19 protein-coding genes and 3 tRNA genes are annotated in these 20,061 nt (G+C 67.3%); 8 read left to right on the forward strand and 14 right to left on the reverse strand.

The window, feature by feature from the left end; translation table 11 throughout:
* From AC1RIF_RS15515 to leuC, 3 genes are all read right to left on the reverse strand, one after another.
* Positions 1 to 493, reverse strand: a 493-nt coding sequence (locus tag AC1RIF_RS15515; RefSeq protein WP_492602234.1) for an HU family DNA-binding protein, incomplete at its 3' end; no start/stop codon positions are given.
* 155 nt (positions 494 to 648) lie between these two features.
* Entirely contained in the window at positions 649 to 1,260 is a 612-nt protein-coding gene (gene leuD, locus AC1RIF_RS15520; RefSeq protein WP_492602235.1) for a 3-isopropylmalate dehydratase small subunit, read from the reverse strand.
* Positions 1,261 to 1,286: 26 nt separating this feature from the next.
* Positions 1,287 to 2,720: a 3-isopropylmalate dehydratase large subunit gene (gene leuC / locus AC1RIF_RS15525; RefSeq protein WP_492602236.1), complete on the reverse strand. Its 1,434-nt coding sequence runs from the start codon at positions 2,718 to 2,720 to the stop codon at positions 1,287 to 1,289.
* 118 nt (positions 2,721 to 2,838) lie between these two features.
* Between leuC and AC1RIF_RS15530 the strand changes: the two genes are divergently transcribed.
* From AC1RIF_RS15530 to AC1RIF_RS15540, 3 genes are all read left to right on the forward strand, one after another.
* On the forward strand, positions 2,839 to 3,540 hold the full coding sequence (locus tag AC1RIF_RS15530) for an IclR family transcriptional regulator (protein ID WP_492602237.1): 702 nt from the start codon (positions 2,839 to 2,841) through the stop codon (positions 3,538 to 3,540).
* Between the two features lie 89 nt (positions 3,541 to 3,629).
* Entirely contained in the window at positions 3,630 to 4,127 is a 498-nt protein-coding gene (locus AC1RIF_RS15535) for a PPOX class F420-dependent oxidoreductase (protein ID WP_492602238.1), read from the forward strand.
* A 90-nt stretch (positions 4,128 to 4,217) separates the two neighbouring features.
* Positions 4,218 to 4,385, forward strand: a complete 168-nt coding sequence (locus AC1RIF_RS15540) for a DUF5302 domain-containing protein (RefSeq protein WP_429519874.1) — start codon at positions 4,218 to 4,220, stop codon at positions 4,383 to 4,385.
* A 70-nt stretch (positions 4,386 to 4,455) separates the two neighbouring features.
* Here the strand turns inward: AC1RIF_RS15540 and AC1RIF_RS15545 are convergent.
* The 5 genes from AC1RIF_RS15545 to AC1RIF_RS15565 all read right to left on the reverse strand — a co-directional run bounded on the left by AC1RIF_RS15545 (position 4,456) and on the right by AC1RIF_RS15565 (position 7,421).
* Positions 4,456 to 4,528: transfer RNA gene (locus AC1RIF_RS15545), tRNA-Glu, on the reverse strand.
* Between the two features lie 68 nt (positions 4,529 to 4,596).
* Positions 4,597 to 4,672, reverse strand: a tRNA-Glu gene (locus AC1RIF_RS15550).
* 125 nt (positions 4,673 to 4,797) lie between these two features.
* A tRNA-Gln gene (locus AC1RIF_RS15555) sits at positions 4,798 to 4,869 on the reverse strand.
* A 202-nt stretch (positions 4,870 to 5,071) separates the two neighbouring features.
* Positions 5,072 to 6,544, reverse strand: coding sequence for a glutamate--tRNA ligase (gene gltX, locus AC1RIF_RS15560; protein WP_492602239.1), 1,473 nt, complete (start codon positions 6,542 to 6,544; stop codon positions 5,072 to 5,074).
* Positions 6,545 to 6,647: 103 nt separating this feature from the next.
* The gene (locus AC1RIF_RS15565; RefSeq protein WP_492602240.1) at positions 6,648 to 7,421 is read right to left on the reverse strand and encodes a fumarylacetoacetate hydrolase family protein; all 774 of its coding nucleotides are present in this window, start codon (positions 7,419 to 7,421) and stop codon (positions 6,648 to 6,650) included.
* Positions 7,422 to 7,549: 128 nt separating this feature from the next.
* Between AC1RIF_RS15565 and AC1RIF_RS15570 the strand changes: the two genes are divergently transcribed.
* Positions 7,550 to 8,761 carry an MFS transporter gene (locus AC1RIF_RS15570; protein WP_492602241.1) on the forward strand — a complete coding sequence of 404 codons (1,212 nt, stop codon included), beginning with the start codon at positions 7,550 to 7,552 and terminating at the stop codon, positions 8,759 to 8,761.
* Between the two features lie 76 nt (positions 8,762 to 8,837).
* Here the strand turns inward: AC1RIF_RS15570 and AC1RIF_RS15575 are convergent, their stop codons facing one another.
* The 5 genes from AC1RIF_RS15575 to AC1RIF_RS15595 all read right to left on the reverse strand — a co-directional run bounded on the left by AC1RIF_RS15575 (position 8,838) and on the right by AC1RIF_RS15595 (position 15,334).
* Positions 8,838 to 9,851, reverse strand: a complete 1,014-nt coding sequence (locus AC1RIF_RS15575; protein WP_492602242.1) for a 3-isopropylmalate dehydrogenase — start codon at positions 9,849 to 9,851, stop codon at positions 8,838 to 8,840.
* Between the two features lie 84 nt (positions 9,852 to 9,935).
* Positions 9,936 to 11,528: a phosphoglycerate dehydrogenase gene (gene serA, locus AC1RIF_RS15580; protein ID WP_492602243.1), complete on the reverse strand. Its 1,593-nt coding sequence runs from the start codon at positions 11,526 to 11,528 to the stop codon at positions 9,936 to 9,938.
* A 265-nt stretch (positions 11,529 to 11,793) separates the two neighbouring features.
* Positions 11,794 to 12,807 carry a ketol-acid reductoisomerase gene (gene ilvC, locus AC1RIF_RS15585; protein WP_511710361.1) on the reverse strand — a complete coding sequence of 338 codons (1,014 nt, stop codon included), beginning with the start codon at positions 12,805 to 12,807 and terminating at the stop codon, positions 11,794 to 11,796.
* 65 nt (positions 12,808 to 12,872) lie between these two features.
* Positions 12,873 to 13,376: an acetolactate synthase small subunit gene (gene ilvN / locus AC1RIF_RS15590; RefSeq protein ID WP_031938961.1), complete on the reverse strand. Its 504-nt coding sequence runs from the start codon at positions 13,374 to 13,376 to the stop codon at positions 12,873 to 12,875.
* Positions 13,373 to 15,334 (reverse strand): acetolactate synthase large subunit, encoded by a 1,962-nt coding sequence (locus AC1RIF_RS15595; protein ID WP_492602244.1) that lies wholly within the window; start codon positions 15,332 to 15,334, stop codon positions 13,373 to 13,375. The genes ilvN and AC1RIF_RS15595 overlap by 4 nt, the downstream gene beginning before the upstream one ends.
* Positions 15,335 to 15,602: 268 nt before the next feature.
* Between AC1RIF_RS15595 and AC1RIF_RS15600 the strand changes: the two genes are divergently transcribed.
* From AC1RIF_RS15600 to AC1RIF_RS15615, 4 genes are all read left to right on the forward strand, one after another.
* Complete coding sequence (locus AC1RIF_RS15600; RefSeq protein ID WP_492602378.1) at positions 15,603 to 16,136, forward strand: PH domain-containing protein; 534 nt, start codon at positions 15,603 to 15,605, stop codon at positions 16,134 to 16,136.
* A 187-nt stretch (positions 16,137 to 16,323) separates the two neighbouring features.
* Complete coding sequence (gene ilvD / locus AC1RIF_RS15605; protein ID WP_492602245.1) at positions 16,324 to 18,165, forward strand: dihydroxy-acid dehydratase; 1,842 nt, start codon at positions 16,324 to 16,326, stop codon at positions 18,163 to 18,165.
* Positions 18,166 to 18,442: 277 nt separating this feature from the next.
* Positions 18,443 to 18,685: a type IV toxin-antitoxin system AbiEi family antitoxin gene (locus tag AC1RIF_RS15610; protein ID WP_492602246.1), complete on the forward strand. Its 243-nt coding sequence runs from the start codon at positions 18,443 to 18,445 to the stop codon at positions 18,683 to 18,685.
* Positions 18,686 to 18,726: 41 nt separating this feature from the next.
* Positions 18,727 to 19,017 carry a hypothetical protein gene (locus AC1RIF_RS15615; RefSeq protein ID WP_492602247.1) on the forward strand — a complete coding sequence of 97 codons (291 nt, stop codon included), beginning with the start codon at positions 18,727 to 18,729 and terminating at the stop codon, positions 19,015 to 19,017.
* Between the two features lie 81 nt (positions 19,018 to 19,098).
* Here the strand turns inward: AC1RIF_RS15615 and AC1RIF_RS15620 are convergent, their stop codons facing one another.
* On the reverse strand, positions 19,099 to 20,025 hold the full coding sequence (locus tag AC1RIF_RS15620; RefSeq protein WP_492602248.1) for a DoxX family protein: 927 nt from the start codon (positions 20,023 to 20,025) through the stop codon (positions 19,099 to 19,101).
* Positions 20,026 to 20,061: the final 36 nt, after the last annotated feature.

The following is a 20,061-nucleotide window of genomic DNA, read 5'->3' on the forward strand; positions in this document are numbered from 1 at the left end:
TGGCCGGAGCCTTGGCCGCAGTCTTCTTCGCCACGGTCTTGGCCGGAGCCTTGGCCGCAGTCTTCTTCGCCACGGTCTTGGCCGGAGCCTTGGCCGCAGTCTTCTTCGCCACGGTCTTCTTGGCTGCGGTCTTCTTGGCCGCAGTCTTCTTGGCCGCCTTCTTCACCGGCTCAGCAGCGCCACGCTTGACGGCCGGGCCCGAGGAGGGAAGCTTCTGGCCACCGGCGATGAGCGCCTTGAACTGTGCACCCGGACGGAAAGCCGGAACCGAGGTCGGCTTGACCTTGACCGTCTCACCCGTGCGCGGGTTACGAGCAACACGTGCCGCGCGGCGACGCTGCTCGAAAACACCGAAACCGGTGATGGTGACGCTCTCACCGGCGTGCACGGCGCGCACGATGGTGTCGACGACATGCTCGACGGCCTCGGTGGCGGTACGCCTGTCCGAACCCAGTTTCTCGGTCAGAACATCGATGAGCTCTGCCTTGTTCATGGAAATTCCTCCGCAAACTAATGGTCCACCGTCGGACCGACTACGAACTACGGTAAACCCGAAATCGGCAAGAGTCTATGTGCCACGCCAATTCTCATCAAGCGCGGCCCCCCGATCTGTGCTAGATCGGGGGGCCGGCGTGCAATCCGATTGTGTCAAATGTCCTTCGCGACGCGAGCGGGAAGCGTCTCAGGTTTCCAAGAAGGCCTTGACTTTTCGAACTCGGAAATCGCCTCTACCTGGCGCAACGTCAGCCCGATGTCGTCCAGGCCCTCCAGGAGACGCCACCGCGTGTAGTCATCAATCTCGAACGGCACCACCGTCGTTCCAGCGGTCACGGTCTTCTTCTCGAGGTCGACCACCAACTCGAGACCGGGCTGCTCGTCGAGCAGCTTCCAGAGCAACTCCACGTCGCTCTGATCGACCTGCGCCGCCAACAGACCGGCCTTGCCGGCGTTGCCCCGGAAGATGTCCGCGAACCGGGACGCGATGACGACGCGGAAACCGTAGTCCGACAACGCCCACACAGCATGCTCACGGGACGACCCCGTCCCGAAGTCCGGCCCGGCGACCAGGACGCTGCCCTTGTCGTACGGCGCGGTGTTGAGAATGAAGTCCGGATCGGTGCGCCAGGCCGCGAAGAGCCCGTCCTCGAAACCGCTGCGGGTCACCCGCTTCAGGTACACCGCGGGGATGATCTGATCGGTGTCCACGTTGGACCGGCGCAGCGGAACACCGATTCCCTTATGAGTGGTAAAGGCTTCCATCGATTTTCTCCTAGTTCCCTTGCGCCCTATGCCAGATCTGCCGGTGCCGACAGCGTGCCCCGAACAGCCGTGGCCGCGGCCACGGCCGGCGAGACGAGGTGCGTACGCCCGCCCTTGCCTTGGCGGCCTTCGAAATTGCGGTTGGACGTCGACGCGGAGCGCTCACCGGGGGCGAGCTGATCGGGATTCATACCCAGGCACATCGAACATCCGGCCTGACGCCACTCTGCGCCCGCAGTGGTGAAGATCTCCCCCAGGCCCTCCTGTTCGGCCTGTGCGCGCACGCGCATCGAGCCGGGGACGATCAGCATCCGGACGCCCTCGGCGACCCGACGGCCCTTCAGGACATCCGCGACGGCGCGGAGATCCTCGATGCGACCGTTGGTGCACGAGCCGACGAAGACGGTGTCCACTGACACATCCCGCAGCGGAGTCCCGGCCTCGAGACCCATGTACGCCAGCGCCTTCTCCGCCGCGTTGCGCGCGCTCTCGTCGGCGATCTCGGCCGGGTTCGGCACCGAATCTCCCAGCGGAGCGCCCTGTCCGGGGTTGGTGCCCCAGGTGACGAACGGGGTCAGCGAGGCCGCGTCGATGTGCACCTCGGCGTCGAAAACGGCGTCGTCGTCCGTCTTCAGCTGTTCCCAGGCGGCCACCGCAGCATCCCAGTCGGCACCCTGCGGCGCGTGCGGGCGGCCCTTGATGAATTCGTAGGTGATCTCGTCGGGCGCGATCATTCCGGCGCGAGCGCCGGCCTCGATCGACATGTTGCAGATCGTCATCCGGGCATCCATCGACAGCTGCCGGATGGCCTCGCCGCGGTACTCGAGGACATACCCCTGTCCCCCACCGGTACCGATCTTCGCGATCACCGCGAGGATGAGGTCCTTGCTCGTGACACCGGCCGGCAGCTCGCCGTCCACCGTGATCGCCATCGTCTTGAACGGACGCAGTGACAATGTCTGCGTCGCCATGACGTGCTCGACCTCACTGGTACCGATTCCCATTGCGAGAGCACCGAAAGCGCCGTGCGTCGAGGTGTGGCTGTCACCACACACGACGGTCATGCCGGGCTGGGTCAGGCCCAGCTGCGGGCCGACCACGTGCACGATGCCCTGGTCGAGATCACCCATCGGGTGCAGGCGGACGCCGAACTCCTCACAGTTCTTCCGCAGGGTGTCGACCTGCGTGCGGGAGACCGGGTCGGCGATGGGCTTGTCGATGTCGACCGTCGGGACGTTGTGGTCCTCGGTGGCGATCGTCAGGTCCGGCCGACGCAACGGGCGGCCCGCGAGCCGGAGCCCGTCGAACGCCTGCGGGCTGGTGACCTCGTGAACGAGATGCAGGTCGATGTAGATGAGGTCCGGCTGCCGCGCCGCGCCCTCACCTTCGCCGCGCACGACAACGTGCTCGTCCCACACCTTCTCGGCCAGAGTGCGTCCTCTGTTCGCCATCTTCTCCACCTCTGTATCCGGATGTCGCGCCGCCGGGCTTCAGGGCCGGCCCGTGTCGCGTGATGTGTCGAACCGGTCCTCGTGAAATCGGCTATGATCCCAATATGCGAGAACGGAGTATCGACCTATGAGACAGCATAGCGGCATCGGAGTGCTCGACAAAGCAATGGGCGTCCTGCATGCAGTGGCCGAACAACCTTGCAGCCTCACCGAACTGTGCAATCGGACGGGACTCCCCCGCGCCACCGCCCACCGCCTCGCTGTCGGGCTCGAAGTACATCGACTCCTCACTCGCGACGCGGACGGACTGTGGTGCACGGGCCCGGGGCTGGCCGAGCTCGCCGCGAGCGCCCGCGACACCCTCGTCGACGCCGCCACCCTCGTGCTGCCGCGGCTGCGTGAGATCACGGGCGAGAGTGTGCAGTTGTATCGACGCGAAGGCACCCACCGAGTGTGCATCGCCTCGATGGAGCCCCCCACCGGCCTGCGCGACACCGTGCTCGTGGGCGCGCGGCTGCCGATGACGGCCGGCTCGGGCGCCAAGGTCCTTCTCGCATGGGCGGACCCCCAGACGCAGCGCGCGATCCTGCCCGACGCCTCGTTCGGTGAACGCGTCCTCGTGGAGGTGCGCCGACGCGGTTGGGCGCAGAGCGCGGCAGAGCGCGAGCCGGGCGTCGCAAGTGTCGCCGCGCCGGTCCGGGATGCCGCCGGCAACGTCGTCGCAGCGATCTCCGTGTCCGGGCCGATCGACCGGATGGGTCGCCGCCCGGGGGCACGGTGGGCCGCCGACCTCCTGGCAGCCGCGGACGCGTTGCACAAGCGCCTCTGACTCCATGACGCACCCCACTCGGATGCTTCCCGAGTGATCCGTGGCACAGTTCTCGCCAGAACGAATTCCAGCCGAGTGGAGGAACTGCTGTGGGAACCAACCAACGCGGTCAGATCACGATGACGGATGTCGAGATCACCGAGTTCGTCGAGCGGAGCCGGGTGTCGACCATAGCGACCATCGGACCGAACGGCATGCCGCATCTCGTAGCCATGTGGTACGCGGTGATCGACGGTGAATTGTGGTTCGAGACGAAGGGCAAGTCCCAGAAGGCCGTCAATCTCCGACGCGACGATCGACTCACGATGATGATCGAGGACGGCGACACGTACGACACGTTGCGAGGTGTCTCGATCGAGGGCCGGGCCGAGATCGTCGACGATCCGGAGGCCCTGTTCAAGGTCGGCATCAGCATCTGGGAGCGCTACACCGGCCCCTACTCCGAGGACGTCAAGCCGGCGGTGGAGATGATGCTGCACAAGCGCGTCGCCGTCCGCGTGGTCCCGGACCGGATCCGTTCGTGGGATCACCGCAAGCTCGGCCTGCCCGCGATGCCCGTCGGCGGATCGACCGCCGCGTACCTGTAGCGGGGGTTCGGGAAAACCACGCGACGTCACCCCTTCCTCGGCGGTAGATTCCGACAGACGAGTCACCACCGAGGCAGGGAGGAGGACGACGTGAGCGAACCCCGGAACGACGAGATCAAGCGCAAGTTCCGCGAAGCACTCGATCGCAAGAATCATCAACAGTCGAGTTCCGCAGCGCACCTGGACGGACAGTCGAAGGTGCACGACGCGCACGGCAGTGCCGAGCACAAGCGCGAGTTCCGCCGGAAGAGCGGATAGCGGCGAGAATCTGTAAGGCCCTGAAAAGAGAAATACCCTCCGATCATGATGATCGGAGGGTATTTCGTTGTAGCCCCGACGGGATTCGAACCCGCGCTACCGCCTTGAGAGGGCGGCGTCCTAGGCCGCTAGACGACGGGGCCAGGACTTCACGTTGATCTGCAAGCTCGCTTCCGTAGAAAAACCCTCCGCTGAACGGAGGGCGTTTCCGTGGTAGCCCCGACGGGATTCGAACCCGCGCTACCGCCTTGAGAGGGCGGCGTCCTAGGCCGCTAGACGACGGGGCCGAGAACTTGCATCGAAACGCTGTATTGCTATGACTGCGAAGCAACACAATTCGCAGTGTCAATAGTGGAAGCTCGGCGAGTCGAACTCACCGAAGCTCGGGGACTTTTCAGTCTCCGAACTTCCGCTGGGGTACCAGGACTCGAACCTAGAATGGCTGAACCAGAATCAGCTGTGTTGCCAATTACACCATACCCCAATGGTTTGTTCCTTCGACCTGCCCTGCGGGCGTCGTGGCCTCCGTTCCGAACCGAGAAGAAGATTAGCACCAACCCTCCTCCGAACTACAAATCGGCAGGTCAGTGGCGGTAAATCACGCCCGAGCAACCCTTGGACACCCTTCGGCCCGCCCGGAAGGATCCGGTGCGGGCCGAAGTACGTGACCCTGCGCGAGGTGGGGCTCAGGCGATCAGTGCGCGCGCAGACCGCAGACGGGCGAGGGTCTTGTCCCGACCCAGCAGTTCCATCGATTCGTACAGCGGCGGGCTGATGTGCGATCCCGTCAACGCCACACGCACCGGTGCGAACGCCTTGCGCGGCTTGAGCTCGAGCTTCTCGATCAGCGCCGCCTTCAGAACCTCCTCGAGGTCTGCCGTCGCCCAGGTCGGCAGCGCGTCGAGTGCCTCGATCGTGGCGTCGAGAACGGGCGCCGCGTCCGCACCCAGGTTCTTGGCCGCAGCGGCGGGGTCGATCGCGAAGTCGGCGTCGGACACGAGCAGGAACTTCAGCAGGTCCCACGCGTCCGACAGCACGACGATGCGCGTCTGCACCAGGTCGGCCGCGACAGCGAACTGCTCTTCGGTCAATGCGTCGACGGGATGCCCGTGCGTCGTGAGGTACTGACGCAGCCGCGCCGCGAAGTCCGCCGGCTCGAGCAGACGGATGTGCTCGGCATTGATCGCGTCGGCCTTCTTCTGGTCGAAACGCGCGGGATTCGAGTTCACCTTGGAGATGTCGAACGCGGCGACCATCTCGTCGAGCGAGAAGACGTCGTGGTCGTCGGCGATGCTCCACCCGAGCAGAGCCAGGTAGTTGAGCAGACCCTCCGGAATGAAGCCACGATCCCGATGGATGAACAGATTCGACTCGGGGTCGCGCTTGGACAGCTTCTTGTTGCCCTGCCCCATGACGAACGGCAGGTGTCCGAACTCCGGAGTGAAGTCGGCGACGCCGACGCGCTGGAGAGCCTCGTAGAGCGCCAACTGACGCGGCGTGGACGACAGCAGGTCCTCGCCGCGCAGAACGTGTGTGATCTTCATCAACGCGTCGTCGACCGGATTCACGAGCGTGTACAGCGGGATGCCGTTGCCACGCGTGAGCGCGAAGTCGGGCACCGTGCCGGCCTTGAACGTGGTCTCGCCGCGCACCAGGTCGTTCCACGTCAGATCATGGTTCGGCATGCGCAGGCGGACGACCGGCTTACGCCCCTCCTCCAGGTACGCCTGACGCTGCTCGGGAGTGAGGTCGCGATCGAAGTTGTCGTAGCCCAGCTTGGGATCCCGTCCGGCCGCCTTGTGCCGCGCCTCGACCTCCTCGGGCGTCGAGAACGACTCGTACGCCTCCCCCGCGTCGAGCAGCTTGCGCACGACGTCGAGGTGCAGGTCACGCCGCTGCGACTGCCGGTACGGCTCGTACGGGCCGCCGACCTCGGGCCCCTCGTCCCATGACAGGCCGAGCCAGCGCAGCGCATCGAGGATCGCCTGGTACGACTCCTCCGTGTCGCGGGCGGCATCGGTGTCCTCGATGCGGAACACGAACGTGCCACCGTGGTGCCGAGCGAAGGCCCAGTTGAACAGGGCGGTTCGAACGAGGCCCACGTGCGGGGTGCCGGTGGGTGACGGACAGAAACGGACGCGTACTTCGCTGGTGGTCATGGCTCACTTCGGATAGACACTGCTAGACGCTGCTAGGCGCTGGGAAAGGACCCCTACAGGCTAGTACCGCGCCGGTTTCGTGCACACCCGGATCGCAATCCGATCAGCGCTTGGCGGCAACCGGATTGGTCAGTGTGCCGATCCCCTCGACCGTGACGCTGACCGTCTGGCCGTCGACGATCGGTCCGACACCCTCGGGGGTGCCGGTGAGGATCACGTCACCCGGCAGCAGCGTCATGACACCGGAGATCCACTCGATGACCTTCGGGATGTCGTGGAGCAGCAGCGAAGTGCGGCTGCGCTGCTTGATCTCACCGTCGACCTCGGTCCTGACCTCGACGTCCGAAACGTCGAGGTTCGTCTCGATCCACGGTCCCAGCGGACAGAACGTGTCGTAGCCCTTGGCCCGCGTCCATTGGCCGTCGTGGCGCTGCTGGTCGCGCGCCGTGACGTCGTTCGCGACGGTGTAGCCGAGGACCACGTCGAGCGCCTTCGCCGCGGGGACGTCCTTGCAGGGACGACCGATGACGACCGCGAGCTCCCCCTCGTAGTGGACCTCGTTCGATGACGGCGGCAGCAGGATCGGTGCGCCCGGGCCGACGATCGACGTGTTGGGCTTGATGAAGATGACGGGATCCTGCGGCGCCTCGCCGCCCATCTCGGCCGCGTGCGCCGCGTAGTTCTTGCCGATGCAGATCACCTTGCTCGCCAGGATCGGCGCCAGCAGGCGAACGTCCGCCAGTGGCCAGCTGCGGCCAGTGAAAGTCGGTGTGCCGAAGGGGTGTTCGGCGATCTCCTTCGCGATCTGCGCGTCACCCTCCCCCTCGATCGACACGAAGGCAACTCCATCGGGACTGGCAATTCGACCAAGGCGCATGTGCCCGAGTCTATCGAGTCACATCGTGTCGTTCCGGCGTACCCGTCGCGCCGGCCACGCAGCGGGGTCTACACTCCCGAAGTGTATCCACATTGTAGGACATTCATTTCACATATTGGGATGGCATCATGGACACGACGGTAGGCAGGGAAGTTCGGGTGAGTTCGGCGAAGTCGGCCAAGCGCTGGTCGATGCTGGGACTGGGCGTGCTGGCGCAGGCCGCGGGTGCGGTGTTCTCGAATGCGCCGGCGTTCCTGCTGCCCACGCTGCAGGACACTCACGGGATGGACCTCTCGCGGGCCGGACTCGTGGTGGCCGCGCCGACGGTCGGTTTCCTCGTCAGTCTGATGGCCTGGGGCGCCGTCGTCGATCGTGTCGGCGAACGCCGGGTCCTGGTGGTCGGCATGGCCGCTACCGCACTGGCGAGCGCGGGCGCCGCGCTCAGCTCGTCGTTCACGATGCTCGGCGTCTTCCTGCTGATCGGCGGAATGGCCGCGTCGAGCGCCAATGCCGCGAGCGGCCGCGTCGTGGTCGGGTGGTTCCCACCGCAGCGACGTGGACTCGCGATGGGGATCCGCCAGATGGCCTTGCCCCTGGGAGTCGCGGTGGCTGCGCTGACGGTTCCCCGGGTCGCCGAATCCCACGGAGTCGGTTGGGCATTGGTGCTGCCCACCGCTGTGACGTTCGTCGCTGCGGTCGCCTGCCTGTTCGTCGTCGATCCACCCCGGCCGGAACGCTCGGCCGCGCGGGAGACCGGCTTGCTGGACAACCCGTACCGGAACTCGGGTGTGCTGTGGCGGATTCACGGCGTCTCGGTGCTGCTGGTGGTTCCGCAGTACCTGGTGTGGACCTTCGCGTTGCTGTGGTTGATGACGGACCGGGACTGGTCCGCGGCGTCCGCTGGCCTGCTGATCACCGTCACCCAATTGCTCGGAGCCGCAGGACGTATCGCGGCCGGTGCCCTGTCGGACCGCGTCGGGAGCCGGATGCGCCCACTGCGCTGGGTCGCCGTCGCGGCCGCGATCTCGATGGGTGCGCTGGCGCTGACCGATTGGCTGGACTCCCCCGTGTCCGTGGCCCTGCTGGTCGTGGCGTCGGTGATCACGGTGGCGGACAACGGGTTGGCGTTCACCGCCGTCGCGGAGATCGCCGGACCGTACTGGAGCGGACGTGCGCTCGGCGCCCAGAACACGAGCCAGTATCTGGCGGCGTCGTTGGTGCCGCCGCTCTTCGGCGGGCTGATCGCGGCGGTGAGCTTCCCGGTCGCATTCGCGGTCACCGCCCTGTTCCCCCTCGTGGCGGCGCCCCTGGTTCCCGGGGATCAACCCGAGCGTCGTTGACCCGCAGCAGAACGAAACGACGCGACCGCCGGCCGGATTCGGTCGGCGGTCGCGTCGTTCGGACTGTTCGAAATGCCTAGACGGCGGCGGCGATCCGGTCGCCGACCTCGGCGGTGACGATCGGGGCATCGCCGCGCGCGGCCAGATCGGCCTCGACGGCAGCCTCGATGCGGGCGGCGTCGTCCTCACGACCCAGGTGACGCAGCAGCATCGCGGCCGACAGGATCGCCGCGGTGGGATCGGCGATGCCCTGACCGGCGATGTCGGGTGCGGAACCGTGGACGGGCTCGAACATCGACGGATTCGTGCCCGACGCATCGATGTTGCCGCTCGCAGCCAGACCGATACCACCGGTGACCGCGCCCGCGAGGTCGGTGATGATGTCGCCGAACAGGTTGTCGGTGACGATCACGTCGAAGCGGGTCGGATCGGTGACCATGTAGATGGTCGCCGCATCGATGTGGCAGTAGGCCGTCTCGACATCCGGGTACTCGGCTCCGATGGTCTCCATCGCGCGGGTCCAGATGCGGCCCGCGTTGGAGAGCACGTTGGTCTTGTGGATGAGCGTCAGGTGCTTGCGGCGGGTCTGCGCCAGTTCGTACGCCGCACGCACGACGCGCTCGGCACCGAACCACGTGTTGACCGAGACCTCGGTGGCCACCTCGTGCGGGGTGCCGACACGGATCGAACCGCCGTTGCCGGTGTACGGGCCCTCGGTGCCCTCACGGACCACGATGAAGTCGATGTCCGGATTCGCGGCGAGCGGCGAGTTCGAACCCGGGTAGGTGCGGGCCGGACGCAGGTTCACGTGGTGATCGAGCAGGAACCGCATGTTCAGCAGCAGGCCGCGCTCGAGGATGCCCGGCGCGACGAACCGCGGATCGCCGATGGCGCCGAGCAGGATCGCGTCGTGCTGACGGATCGCGTCGAGCTCGGCCTCCGGCAGCAGGTCGCCGGTCTCGTTGTAGCGCTTGGCACCGAGGTCGAACTCGGTGGTCTCCACATCGGGTACCAGCTTCCGCAGCACCTTCAGCGCTTCCGCCGTGACCTCGACACCGATGCCGTCACCGGGGATGACCGCAAGCTTCATGGACACACTCACTTTCAACTGGAAATCCGACGGTGGCCGCGACCGTCCTCGACGATCGCGGCCACCGGATGCGGATGGGGAGGATCAGGACAGGTCGACCTGCGCGACGCGGGCGTCGAGCTGCTCCACGATCTGTGCGACCTCGGCGTCACCGACGACACGGTTCACGCGCAGGATGACCGTGGCGCCCTCGCCCTCGACGTCCTGGCTCAGCGCGGCGGCCTGGATGTCGATGCCGGCGTTGCCGAGCACCGTGCCGAGCACGCCCAGAACGCCCGGGCGGTCCGCGTAGTGCACGACGATGTTGTGGCCCTCGGCGCGCAGGTCGAAGCTGCGGCCGTTGACGTTGACGATCTTCTCGACCTGCTGCAGGCCGGTCAGCGCGCCCGCGACGGCGGTGACGGTGCCGTCGGCGGCAACCGCGCGAACCTCGACGGCGCTGCGGTGCGACTGTGCCTCGCTGTGCTTCTCGACATCGACGCTCACACCGCGCTGCTCGGCGAGCTGCGGGGCGTTGACGAACGTGACGGCCTCGTCGCTGCTGGCCGAGAACAGGCCACGCAGCGCGGCCAGGCCCAGGATCTCGACGTTCTCGGCGGACAGCTCACCGCTGACGACGACCTGGACGTTCTGGACGGCCTCGGGCGACAGGGTCCCGGCGAGCAGACCCAGCTTGCGGACCAGCTCGAGCCACGGTGCGACCTCTTCGCCGACCGGACCGCCGGAGACGTTGACGGCGTCCGGCACGAACTCGCCGGCCAGCGCCAGCAGAACGCTCTTGGCGACGTCGGTGCCGGCGCGGTCCTGGGCCTCCGAGGTGGAGGCGCCGAGGTGCGGGGTGACGACGACATTGTCGAGGTCGAACAGCTTGGAGTCGGTGCACGGCTCGGTGTTGAACACGTCGAGGCCGGCGGCGCGGACCTTGCCGGAGACGAGCGCGTCGTACAGCGCGTCCTCGTCGATCAGGCCACCGCGGGCGGCGTTGACGATGATGACGCCGTCCTTGGTCTTGGCCAGGCGCTCGGCGTTGAGGAGGCCTGCGGTCTCCTTGGTCTTGGGCAGGTGCACCGAGATGAAGTCGGCGCGCTCGACCAGCTGGTCGATGTCGACCAGTTCGATGCCCAGCTGCGCGGCGCGAGCGGCCGGCAGGTAGGGGTCGTACGCGATGATCTCGGTCTCGAACGCGGCGAGGCGCTGCGCGAACAGCTGGCCGATACGACCCAGGCCGACGACGCCGACGGTCTTGCCGAGAATCTCGGTGCCGTTGAAGCTCGAACGCTTCCATGTCTTCTCGCGCAGCGTGCGGTCGGCGGCCGGAATCTGGCGCGCGGTCGACAGCAGCAGCGAGACGGCGTGCTCGGCGGCCGAGTGGATGTTGGAGGTCGGCGCGTTGACGACCATCACGCCGCGCTCGGTGGCGGCCGGGATGTCTACGTTGTCGAGGCCGACGCCGGCGCGGCCGACGATCTTCAGCTTCGTCGCGGCGGCGAGAACCTCGGCGTCGACCGTGGTGGCGGAACGGACGAGCAACGCGTCGGCCTCGGGCACAGCCGCGAGCAGAGCGGGACGGTCGGGACCGTCCACCCAGCGCACCTCGACACCGTCACCGAGCGCATCGACGGTCGATTGTGCGAGCTTGTCGGCGATCAGGACAACGGGACGGCCATTCTGGCTCACGAGGAACTCTCCTGTGTTGGGTGCGGGCTGGATCAGGTCGAGCAGATGTCCACGGCCGGGCGCCTCGAGGGCGCGCACGGACGGCCGTAGTCGGGATCAGTTTAGTTGGCGCGGCGCAGCGATTCCGCAGGGCGGGTATCGGCTACCACATAGTGGACACCCGAGGGAAGCATTTCGGAGATCCACGCCACAATCCGGAAACGACTTCGGCCCGAGGCCGTGCGCACGGAACGCACGGCCTCGGGCCGAAACTGTCGGCTGTGGATCAGGCCGTCTCGGTGATCGGACGATCGACCCAGCTCATCAGGTCGCGCAGCTTCTTGCCGGTGACCTCGATGGGGTGCTCGGCGTTGGCCTTGCGCAGGCCCTCGAGCTCGGTGTTGCCGTTCTCGACGTTGGCGACGAGGCGACGGGTGAACTCACCCGACTGGATGTCGGCCAGGATCGCCTTCATGCGCTCCTTGGTGCCGGCGTCGATGACGCGGGGGCCGGACAGGTAGCCGCCGAACTCGGCGGTGTCGGACACCGAGTAGTTCATGCGGGCGATGCCACCCTCGTACATGAGGTCGACGATGAGCTTGAGCTCGTGCAGCACCTCGAAGTACGCCATCTCGGGCGCGTAGCCGGCCTCGACCATGACCTCGAAACCGGTCTTGACCAGTTCCTCGGTGCCGCCGCAGAGCACGGCCTGCTCGCCGAAGAGGTCCGTCTCGGTCTCTTCCTTGAACGTGGTCTTGATGACGCCGGCGCGGGTGCCACCGATGCCCTTGGCGTAGGACAGAGCCAGCGCCTGGCCCTCACCCTTCGGGTCCTGGTGGATGGCGATCAGGGCCGGGACGCCCTTGCCGTCGACGAACTGACGGCGCACGAGGTGGCCGGGGCCCTTGGGGGCGACCATGCCCACCGTGACGTTCTCCGGAGCCTTGATCAGGTCGAAGTGGATGTTGAGGCCGTGGCCGAAGAACAGCGCGTCGCCGTCCTTCAGGTTCGGCTCGATGTCGTTCTTGAAGATCGACGCCTGAGCGGTGTCGGGGGCGAGCACCATGATGACGTCGGCCCACTCGGCAACCTCGGCCGGCGTGCCCACGGTCAGGCCCTGCTCCTCCGCCTTGGCGCGGGACTTCGAACCCTCCTTGAGGCCGATGCGCACATCGACACCGGAATCGCGCAGGCTCAGCGAGTGCGCGTGGCCCTGGCTGCCGTAGCCGATGACCGCGACCTTGCGGCCCTGGATGATCGACAGGTCTGCATCGTCGTCGTAGAACATCTCGACTGCCACAGTTCTTACCTTCCCTCTGGGTTCTATGAACGCTTGATTGTCTGTTGTTGTCGGGTGTGACGGTACTAGCGGGTGGCCGTGATGGACTTCGGCCCACGGCCGACCGCCACCACACCGGACTGCACGATCTCGCGGATGCCGAACGGATCGAGCATGCGCAGGAGCGCATCGAGCTTGGAGCGGGTGCCCGTGGCCTCGATCGTGACGGCCTCGGGCGCGACGTCGATCACCTTGGCGCGGAACAGGTTCACCGTCTCGATGACCTGCGTGCGCACGCTGGCGTCCGCGCGCACCTTGATCAGGATCAGCTCACGTGCCACCGAGGCCTCGGTGTCCTGCTCGACAATCTTGATGACGTTGACCAGCTTGTTGAGCTGCTTGGTCACCTGCTCGAGCGGGAACTCGTCGACCGTCACGACGATCGTCATGCGCGAGATGTCGGGAACCTCGGTGCCGCCCACGGCGAGCGACTCGATGTTGAATCCCCGGCGGGAGAAGAGTGCGGCGACACGGGCCAGCACGCCCGGCTTGTCCTCGACGAGAACACTGAGGGTGTGGCTGGTGCTCACTTGCGATCCTCTCCGGCAGCGGCCGCGGTGGCAGCCTGCTCACGCGCGGCGCCTTCCTGCATGGCCTCGTGAATGGTTGCGGGGTCGTCCGCAGCCTCGTCATCGTCGAACAGCGGCCGGATGCCCCGGGCCGCCATGATCTCGTCATTGCTGGTGCCGGCGGCCACCATCGGCCACACCTGGGCGTCGGCGCCCACGATGAAGTCGATGACGACGGGCTTGTCGTTGATCGACTGCGCGGTGCGGATCGCGTCCTCGACGTCCTCCTCGCGCTCGACCCGGATGCCGACGCAGCCGAGCGCCTCGGCCAGCTTCACGAAGTCCGGGATCCGCACGGCGCCATGGGTGCCCAGGTTCGTGTTGGAGTAGCGCTCGTCGTAGAACAGGGTCTGCCACTGGCGGACCATGCCCAGGTTGCCGTTGTTGACGAGCGCGACCTTGATCGGCACGCCCTCGACGGCGCACGTGGCCAGCTCCTGGTTGGTCATCTGGAAGCAGCCGTCACCGTCGATGGCCCAGACCTCACGGTCCGGCATGCCCATCTTGGCGCCCATCGCCGCGGGCACGGCGTAGCCCATCGTGCCCAGGCCACCCGAGTTGAGCCAGGTGCGCGGCTTCTCGTAGTTGACGAACTGCGCCGCCCACATCTGGTGCTGGCCGACGCCGGCACAGTAGATCGCGTCCGGGCCCGCGAGCCGGCCGACGGCCTGGATCACGTACTCGGGCGACAGCGCGCCGTCCGCCGGACGGTCGTACGCCAGCGGGTAGGTGCGGCGGATGCCGTCGAGGTACGCCCACCACTCGGTGAGATCGAGGGTGGTACCCGTCGCCTGGTCGGCGCGGATCGCCTCGATCAGCTCGGTGACGACCTCCTTGCAGTCGCCCACGATCGGGACGTCGGCGTGGCGGTTCTTGCCGATCTCCGCAGGGTCGATGTCCGCGTGGATGACCTTGGCGTCGGGTGCGAACGAGTCGAGCTGGCCGGTGACGCGGTCGTCGAACCGGGCGCCGAGGGTGATCAGCAGATCACTCTTCTGCAGCGCGGCGACAGCGGCGACCGTGCCGTGCATGCCCGGCATGCCGCAGTTGAGCTGGTGGCTGTCCGGGAACGCGCCGCGGGCCATCAGCGTGGTGACGACCGGAATGCCGGTGAGCTCAGCCAGTTCGAGCAGCTCGGCGGACGCCTCGGCCTTGATCACGCCACCGCCGACGTACAGGACCGGGGACTTGGCGTCGGCGATGAGCCGCGCAGCCTCGCGAACCTGCTTGCCGTGCGGCTTGGTCACCGGCCGATAGCCCGGCAGGTGCATCTCCGGCGGCCACGAGAACGTGGTCTGCGCCTGCAGGATGTCCTTGGGGATGTCGACGAGGACCGCGCCGGGTCGGCCACTCGACGCGAGGTAGAACGCCTCCGCCAGGATCCGCGGGATGTCGACCCCGTCGGTGATGAGGAAATTGTGCTTGGTGATCGGCATCGTGATGCCCGAGATGTCGGCTTCCTGGAATGCGTCCGTGCCGATCAGGCCCCGACCGACCTGGCCGGTGATCGCGACGACCGGGACCGAGTCCATCTGAGCGTCCGCGAGCGGCGTCACCAGATTGGTCGCACCCGGACCGGACGTGGCCATGCAGACGCCGACCTTGCCGGTGGCCTGTGCGTAACCGGTCGCGGCATGACCCGCGCCCTGCTCGTGACGCACCAGGACGTGGCGAACCTTCTTCGAATCGAAGAGCGGGTCGTACACCGGCAGAACGGCACCACCCGGGATACCGAACACGGTGTCGACCTCGAGTTCCTCGAGGGCGCGGACCACGGACTGCGCGCCGGTGACCCGCTCGGGGGCGACCTGACGACGGTTACCGGTCGGAGTAGCGGCGGCCCTGCTGTCTCCCGCGGTCGGGCCGGCTGCTCCCGACTTGCGCGGCGTGGGTTGAGGCCGTGCGGTTGGTGCGCTCACTGGAAAGTCCTCTGATTCTGGCTCCGGGCAACAAAAAACCCTCGTCAGCATCCGCTGTACGAGGGTGGCGCGTCGTTATCTGGCGAGTTGCAACAACCGGCTCAGGCGACGACGCGCCGGCCGATTACGAGCAACTCATTCTGCTTCACGCGCTCGACGGTAGGCGCGTCAATGGTAGACAGTCAACTTTGGTGAGTGTGCTGTCCCAGAATGTAAGATGCCTCGGCTGCAGTGCGAAGATGTAGAGGTGTCATCTCCTCAGCAGCCCGTGCCACCGGTGCCATCATCCCATACGCCCACGGACGGCCGACAGGTCATCCGAATTTCCCCGCTTGCGCTGATCGCATGCCTCTTCCTGCTGTTCTGCCTGAGCTTCCCGATCCTCGGATGGCCGGCCGCGTTCGGCTGGACCCTGGTGATCCCGTTCCTGATCGGGGCGTGGGTCCTGCGCGTGCGGACCATCGTCGGCCCGGACGGCCTCGAGCTGCGGCGAGCCTTCTCCACGCAGTCCATATCGTGGGATCAGATCAAGGGCTTCCGCTTCCCCAAGCGTGGCTGGGCGCGCGCCGAACTGCTCGACGGCAACGAGGTGTCGCTTCCGACCGTGACGTTCGGGCGGCTGCCCCAGCTCGCATCGGCGAGTGGCGGTCGCGTCACGGATCCGTACGCCGCCGCCCGCGAGGCACAGGCGCAGAAGTCGCGCGCCGAAGCCGCGAAGGCCGACGACGCCGACTCGGCGACGGATACTCCGGGGTCCACGAAGCAAGAGTCCGCCGACGAGTCGGAGCCGAATACCGACTAGCTCACGCGCGGGAGTAGCGTCCAACCAGGATGTCTCTCGCTCCCACCGGAGATGACGAGGCTGCCGTAACAGCCGAAATCGGGTCCAGCGACCAGCACCTTCACGGGCCCACCAGTTCACGTATTACGCCGCGCTCGGCGAGCACAGCCCGCCGCCGAGAACCGCTGATCGACGAAGGAATTCGCCCATGCCCCCGTTGAGGTCACGCACCACCACCGTCGGACGCAACGCTGCCGGAGCGCGCTCGCTCTGGCGCGCCACCGGCATGACCGACTCCGACTTCGGTAAGCCGATCGTCGCCATCGCGAACTCCTACACGCAGTTCGTGCCCGGCCACGTTCACCTGAAGGACGTCGGCGAGATCGTCGCCGAAGCCGTCCGCGCGGCCGGTGGCGTGCCGCGCGAGTTCCACACCATCGCCGTCGACGACGGCATCGCGATGGGTCACGGCGGCATGCTCTACTCGCTGCCGAGCCGCGAGATCATCGCAGACTCCGTCGAATACATGGCCAACGCGCACACCGCCGACGCCCTCGTCTGCATCTCGAACTGCGACAAGATCACCCCCGGCATGCTCAATGCCGCGATGCGCCTGAACATCCCGACGGTCTTCGTCTCCGGCGGCCCGATGGAGGCCGGCAAGGCCGTCGTCGTCGGCGGCGTCGCGCAGGCCCCCACCGACCTCATCACCGCGATCTCGGCGAGCGCCAACGACTCGGTGTCCGAGGAGGGTCTGGACGAGGTCGAGCGCAGCGCGTGCCCCACGTGCGGTTCGTGCTCGGGCATGTTCACCGCGAACTCGATGAACTGCCTCACCGAGGCACTGGGCCTGGCCCTGCCCGGCAACGGCTCCACGCTGGCCACCCACGAGGCTCGTCGTGCCCTGTTCAGCCGCGCCGGCACCACCGTCGTCGAGGCCGCACTGCGCTACTACCGCGACGAGGACGAGTCGGTTCTGCCGCGGAACATCGCCACTCCCAAGGCGTTCCGCAACGCGATGGCCCTCGACGTCGCGATGGGCGGCTCCACCAACACGGTGCTGCACACCCTCGCCGCCGCGCAGGAGGGCGAGGTCGACTTCGACCTGAGCACCATCGACGAGATCAGCCGTCGGGTGCCGTGCCTGTCGAAGGTTTCCCCCAACTCGGACTACCACATGGAGGACGTGCACCGCGCCGGTGGCATCCCTGCCCTGCTCGGTGAGCTGCGTCGCGCTGGCCTGCTCGAGACCGATGTCTCGACGGTGCACACCAAGAGCTTCGACGAGTGGCTCGACACGTGGGACATCCGCTCCGGCAAGGCAAGCGACGAGGCACTCGAGCTGTTCCACGCGGCCCCGGGCGGCGTGCGCACCACCGAGCCGTTCTCGACGAACAACCGCTGGAGTTCGCTCGACACCGACGCCGAGGGCGGCTGCATTCGCGACCTCGAGCACGCGTACACCGTCGAGGGTGGCCTGTGTGTGCTGCGCGGCAACATCGCCGTCGACGGCGCGATCCTCAAGACCGCCGGCATCGACGAGGAACTGTTCTCGTTCCAGGGCCCGGCCGTCGTCGTCGAATCCCAGGAGGCGGCCGTCTCGGTGATCCTGCAGAAGCAGATCAAGCCGGGCGATGTCATCGTGGTCCGCTACGAGGGCCCCAAGGGCGGCCCGGGCATGCAGGAGATGCTGCACCCCACCGCGTTCCTGAAGGGCGCCGGTCTCGGCAAGGTGTGCGCGCTCATCACCGACGGGCGCTTCTCGGGTGGCACGTCGGGCCTGTCGATCGGACACATCTCCCCCGAGGCAGCCTCGGGTGGTGTCATCGGCCTGGTCGAGGACGGCGACCAGATCCGCATCGACGTCGCGACCCGCACGCTCGAGGTCCTCGTCGACGACGAGACCCTCGCCCGGCGCCGCGCCAAGATGGAGGCGTCCGAGCGGCCGTGGCAGCCGGTCGATCGTCAGCGCTCGGTCACCACCGCACTGCGTGCCTACGCGGCCCTGGCCACGTCCGCCGACAAGGGCGCCGTCCGCCACGTGCCGTAAGACGTCCCGCCGCTCCACCTTTCGCTGTGCCGCGTCCCCGATCGGGGGCGCGGCACAGCCGTTTCCGGAGCGGCAGGTTGTGGATACCGAGAAAATCCATCCACAGATTGCGGATCGGGCGCCCTCGCCCTCACGCCGGGCGGCAGGCTCGGCACATGGAATTCGACGGCACACCACTGGTCTTCCGGTCCGACGCACTCGAAAAAGGCTTCACGGACCACGAACTGCGCACGGCCCGCCGCTCGCCTCCGGCGGCAAGATCACAACTCGTCGGCACGTGCACGTCGCACGACTGCCCGCCGACGACATCGTCGTCGTGGACGGTGTGCCGGTCACCGTGCCCGGACGGACGATCGTCGACCTCGCGCGGGCGGCGCCGTTCGAGAGCGCGGTGGTGGCAGGCGATCACGCGCTGTCGTCCGGTGACGTCCGCCGACCTCGCCGAAGCTCTCGCCCGGTGCCGCGGCCGATGGGGCGCGGCGCAGGCCGCGCGCGCCGTCGGGTTCATGGACGGTCGTAGCGAGAGCGTCGGCGAATCCCGCAGCCGTGTGCTGATCCACCGTGCTCGGCTGCCCGCGCCGGAACCGCAAAGGGACCTGTTCGACGGCGATTCCTGGATCGGCCGGGTCGACTTTCTGGTTCGAGAATGCGTGTGCGGTCGGCGAGTTCGACGGCCTCGGCAAGTACACCGACCATCTGCGCCCCGGTCAGAGCACCGAACAGGCGATCATCGAGGAGAAGCTGAGCGAGGACCGTATCCGCTCGGCCGGATACGGCCTCGCGCGATGGGGATGGCGGGAGCTGAGCACACCCGAGGAGGTGGTCCGACGGTTGCGGCGCGCGTTCGGCTGAACCCTGCCACCGCTCCGGAAACGGCCGTGCCGCTCCCCCGATGGGAGGAGCGGCACGACCAGAACCGGAGCGGCAGTGGCGTCAGATGACGGGGTTCGCCCCATTGAGGAGGATCCACACGCCGACACCCACTGCGACACCGAGGATCAGGATCACCGTCGATCCGACGTACGGGCGGGTGGCCCATTTACGCCGACCGTCCAGGGAGATCCGGCCCGGACCGGTCAGGATGATCGCGGCCGCGGCCGCGGCGAGCACCGTCTCGTACTCGATGCCGTCGGGCGCGAAGTATTCGAGTCCGGGCACCATCGACTGCTTGACGCACCACGCGTTGATCATCACCGCAACCACCGTGGCGGCAGCGATCGGGGTGAGCAGGCCGAGGATCAGCAGCACACCGCCGGCCACCTCGCCGATCGCACCGGCCACCGCAAGAGCCCGCGCGTGATCGAATCCGGAGTCGACCAGGATGTCCCGGTAGCCGCCCAGCCCCGGCCCGTTCCACCATCCGGTGAGCTTCTGCAGGCCGTGCGCGAGCAGCGTGCCGCCGACCGCGAGACGCAGGACGAGCAGACCGAGATCCAGCGTGCCGCGCCGGTTGTCGGCACCGCCCTCCGTACTCGGCATCGGCGGGACCGCGACCGGGGCCGCGACCGTCGACGCATCACCGATCGGCTCGGACACGATCGGTTCCGACACGATCGGTTCGGACGCGACGGGCGGGGGCAGCGTCGGTGTCGGCACCGTCGCATCGCCACGCGGGATGACGGCGGTGGGCTGGTCCTCGATCCCGGTCGGCGCGGGCGCGGGACGGAACATGGGAATCTGCTCGGTCGGCAGACTCGAGGCACCCCTGTCGTCGAAGTCGAGGTCGTCGTCGGTGTGCGGCAACGGTCGGCCTGTACGGTCGACGGACTGCGCGGGGAACCTCTCGGTCGGCTGATCGAACGGGCTCGGCGCAGACCCCGCGGGGGCGGACTCGGTGTGATCTTTCGACTTGTCAGTCACGAATTGCAGCCTAGGACGGTTCGAGAAGCTTGACCG

Source organism: Prescottella sp. GW823-FHT02E09 (assembly GCF_058797375.1).

Bases quoted from the DNA above. Each gene is read 5' to 3' on its own strand.
- leuD (WP_492602235.1), bottom strand. From the start codon at position 1,260: ATGGAAGCCTTTACCACTCATAAGGGAATCGGTGTTCCGCTGCGCCGG.
- AC1RIF_RS15530 (WP_492602237.1), top strand. From the start codon at position 2,839: ATGAGACAGCATAGCGGCATCGGAGTGCTCGACAAAGCAATGGGCGTC.
- gltX (WP_492602239.1), bottom strand. From the start codon at position 6,544: ATGACCACCAGCGAAGTACGCGTCCGTTTCTGTCCGTCACCCACCGGC.
- AC1RIF_RS15565 (WP_492602240.1), bottom strand. From the start codon at position 7,421: ATGCGCCTTGGTCGAATTGCCAGTCCCGATGGAGTTGCCTTCGTGTCG.
- AC1RIF_RS15570 (WP_492602241.1), top strand. From the start codon at position 7,550: ATGGACACGACGGTAGGCAGGGAAGTTCGGGTGAGTTCGGCGAAGTCG.
- AC1RIF_RS15575 (WP_492602242.1), bottom strand. From the start codon at position 9,851: ATGAAGCTTGCGGTCATCCCCGGTGACGGCATCGGTGTCGAGGTCACG.
- ilvD (WP_492602245.1), top strand. From the start codon at position 16,324: ATGCCCCCGTTGAGGTCACGCACCACCACCGTCGGACGCAACGCTGCC.